At 56.8% G+C, this 3,298-nt stretch carries 3 protein-coding genes and 1 pseudogene; all 4 read left to right on the top strand.

Annotation, left to right across the window (positions count from 1 at the left end; all coding sequences use genetic code 11):
* A partial coding sequence (locus NH395_RS18255) for a MerR family DNA-binding protein (RefSeq protein WP_253026923.1) occupies positions 1-311 on the top strand: 311 nt, incomplete at its 5' end.
* A gap of 80 nt (positions 312-391) precedes the next feature.
* Positions 392-2,866: a heavy metal translocating P-type ATPase gene (locus NH395_RS18250; RefSeq protein ID WP_253026921.1), complete on the top strand. Its 2,475-nt coding sequence runs from the start codon at positions 392-394 to the stop codon at positions 2,864-2,866.
* A gap of 33 nt (positions 2,867-2,899) precedes the next feature.
* Positions 2,900-3,022: a hypothetical protein gene (locus NH395_RS18415; RefSeq protein ID WP_290443898.1), complete on the top strand. Its 123-nt coding sequence runs from the start codon at positions 2,900-2,902 to the stop codon at positions 3,020-3,022.
* Positions 3,023-3,099: 77 nt separating this feature from the next.
* Positions 3,100-3,298: pseudogene (locus tag NH395_RS18245) on the top strand (TVP38/TMEM64 family protein); the annotation flags it as partial.

Here is a 3,298-nt window from a genome sequence, read left to right as displayed (position 1 = left end):
GGAGGACCGGTGCCAACTATCGGCGTTACCCATTGGAAGCCGTGGATCGGTTGCAGTTTATCGTTCATGCCAAGCAGTGGGGCTTCACGCTACAAGAGATTCGGGAGCTGTTAATGCTTCAGGATGCTAATGGCGACCGGGCGCAAGCTAAACGCATCGCCAGCGAGAAGCTGCACAAGGTGCGAGAGCAGATCAAACATCTCACGCGGATTGAAGCCGTATTATCGAAAACATTGAGTGAGTGTGCAGGCGAAGGGCCTATGCAGGAAGGCTGCCCGATTGTTGAAGCTATCGCTGAGCAGACTGAATGATCGGGCATTTTCTCGATAGCGAACATGGGAATCAAGTTTGCCTACCGGGTCGTCGATAAATTAACAGGGAGATCGTCATTATGGCGCAATACGTCGATATCGAGATTCGTGGTATGTCCTGTGCTTCCTGTATTGGGCGTGTGGAGCGTGCACTCGGGCAGCTGCCAGGCGTGATCAACGCTCAAGTGAACCTCGCCACACAGAAGGCGGCTATCCAGGTCGAAGCTGGTACCGCGACCACTAGCCTATTCGACGCCATTGAAACGGCGGGCTATCAACCGGTAGTGGAAAGCATCGACATACCCGTCATCGGCATGAGTTGCGGATCTTGTGTCTCTCGGATAGAGCGAACGCTAACGAAACTGCCCGGCATGGTGGAAGTAAGTGTTAACCTCGCTACCCAGAAGGCCTTCGTTCGTTTCCTGCCGGGAACCGTTTCGTTAACGCGTATTCAGCATGCCATCCGCGAGGCAGGCTATGAACCGCAGGATACCGATGCGCCGCCACCAACGGACAACGAGGACCAGGAGAGAGCCGAGCTTCGCCGTCGCGTCGTGCTCGCGGCAATATTGACGATTCCGGTGGTCATCATCGCCATGGGGAAAATGATTCCCACTTTTGAAACGCTTTTAACGAGTTTAATGTCGCATCGCGGCTGGATGGGCATCGAGTGGTTGTTGACCACACCGGTGCAGTTCTATGCCGGCGCACGCTTTTATCGTGCCGGCTACGCCGAACTCCGGCACTTTAATCCGGGCATGAACAGCCTTGTCATGATCGGCTCAAGCGCCGCCTATTTCTATTCGGTCGCCGCCCTGCTTGTGCCCGAGCTCTTCCCTACTGGAACCGCCGTGAGCTACTTCGAAGCGGCGGCGGTGATCGTGACGCTAATTCTGCTCGGTCGCTATTTCGAACACATTGCCAAAGGGCGCACCTCAGAAGCAATCAAGAAGCTTCTGCAATTGCAGGCGAAAACCGCCCGCGTCATCCGCGAGGATGAAACCGTCGAGCTGCCTATCGACGCCGTCGTCACGGGCGATCGTATTTTGGTTCGCCCAGGGGAGCGTGTTCCAGTCGATGGCATCGTTGAGGAAGGTCACTCTTACGTTGATGAGTCGATGATCAGTGGTGAGCCAGTGCCGGTCGCCAAACAGAGGGATTGCGAAGTCGTCGGTGGCACTATCAACAAGAATGGCGCACTTACCTTCCGCGCCACGCGGGTCGGTGCCGACACCGTGCTGTCGCAGATCGTCAAGATGGTGGAAGCGGCCCAGGCGGAGAAGCCCCCGATTCAGCAGCTGGCCGACAAGGTTGCCGGGGTGTTCGTACCCCTGGTCATCGCGATCGCCGCGCTTACTTTCGCACTCTGGTTCGTTTTCGGACCGGCGCCGTCGTTGTCCTTTGCTTTCGTCACTACCGTGAGCGTGCTGCTGATTGCCTGCCCCTGTGCAATGGGCCTGGCCACCCCGACGGCGATTATGGTCAGTACCGGTAAAGGGGCCGAGATGGGGGTGCTATTTCGCAAAGGGGCGGCGCTTGAGACGCTGGCCAAGATGAATACGGTGGTGCTGGACAAGACCGGCACTCTGACCCAAGGACGCCCCGAGCTGACCGACTTCGAAGCGATCAACGCTCATGAAAACGAGGTTCTGCGACTAGTCGCGGCGGTGGAAGCGCAAAGCGAGCACCCCATTGCCGAGGCCATCGTCCAGGGCGCCAAGGCCCACGGGTTGGAATTACCCTCGGTCAGTCGCTTTAGTGCCGAGCCTGGCTACGGCATAGAAGCCGAGGTCGACGGCCACTTGGTGCATGTGGGAGCTGATCGTTACATGCGTCGGCTGGAAATCGAGCTCGGCCAGGCAGAAACACGCGCCAAGGTGTTAGCCGAGAACGCCAAGAGCCCGCTCTATGCCGCGGTAGACGGTCAGCTTGCTGCAGTCATCGCGGTGGCGGACCCACTTAAAGAGGGCTCTACCGAGGCCATCGCAGCACTCAAAGCGCAAGGGCTGGAAGTGGCCATGCTCACCGGCGATAACCATGCCACTGCCGATGCTATCGCCCGACAGGTTGGCATCCACCAAGTTCTCGCTGAGGTGCTGCCCGACCAGAAAGCGGCAGAGATCCGGCGTCTCCAGGCGGAGGGCAAGCGTGTCGCTTTTGTGGGGGACGGGATCAATGATGCACCCGCTTTGGCCCAGGCTGACGTGGGCATTGCGATCGGCACTGGCACCGATATCGCCATCGAGTCCGGCGATGTGGTGTTGATGAGTGGCGATTTGCGAGGCATCGTCAATGCCACGGCGCTCTCCAAGCGTACCCACCGAACTATTATCGGCAATTTCGTCTGGGCCTATGGCTACAACGTAGCGCTAATCCCTGTAGCGGCGGGCGTACTCTATCCGTTCATCGGCGTATTGCTCAGCCCCATGCTAGCGGCGGCGGCCATGAGCGTTTCCAGTGTCTTTGTGCTGACTAACTCGTTGCGGCTACGCCGTTTCATGCCGGATACCAGCAATGCCACACCACGTCCAAACGATGCTGTTCATCGCGCCTAAACCAAACACCGTACTGTTAAAGAGGAATTCAAAATGATGGGAAGTGAAAGCTGCATGTGGGGCATGGCGGGGATGGGCTTAATAGCAATCTTGTTGATTATTGCACTGGTGTTTGGTGTTGCTGCGCTTGCCAAATACCTGTTTTCAAAAAAATAAAATGGAAATAGCAAAATATTAATCAACAAACCCTCCGCTTAGCTCGGAGAAACGGCAGCATATGATGTGGGACGAATATGGCAACCCAGCTTAGCGTAAAGCAAAAGCTCTTTTTGGGGCTCACTCTATTGATGGGCTTGGCGGCCCTGTATTGGATTCTGATGGAGACCGGCGCCTTGTCGGTCTTGACCGACAAGCAAGCCTTGCGTGAGTGGGTTGATAGGCTAGGCGTCTGGGGGCCATTGGCCATCATCTTTATGATGATGACGGCCATTG

It is taken from the genome of Halomonas sp. Mc5H-6 (genome assembly GCF_024124705.1).
Lineage (GTDB): Bacteria > Pseudomonadota > Gammaproteobacteria > Pseudomonadales > Halomonadaceae > Vreelandella > Vreelandella subterranea.
The sequence above is the reverse complement of the archived record's forward strand: the minus strand, read 5'-3'. Positions and strand labels throughout refer to the sequence as shown.

What these genes read in the sequence shown, in the direction of transcription:
- NH395_RS18250 (WP_253026921.1), top strand. Translation starts at nt 392, where the DNA reads ATGGCGCAATACGTCGATATCGAGATTCGTGGTATGTCCTGTGCTTCC.
- NH395_RS18415 (WP_290443898.1), top strand. Translation starts at nt 2,900, where the DNA reads ATGATGGGAAGTGAAAGCTGCATGTGGGGCATGGCGGGGATGGGCTTA.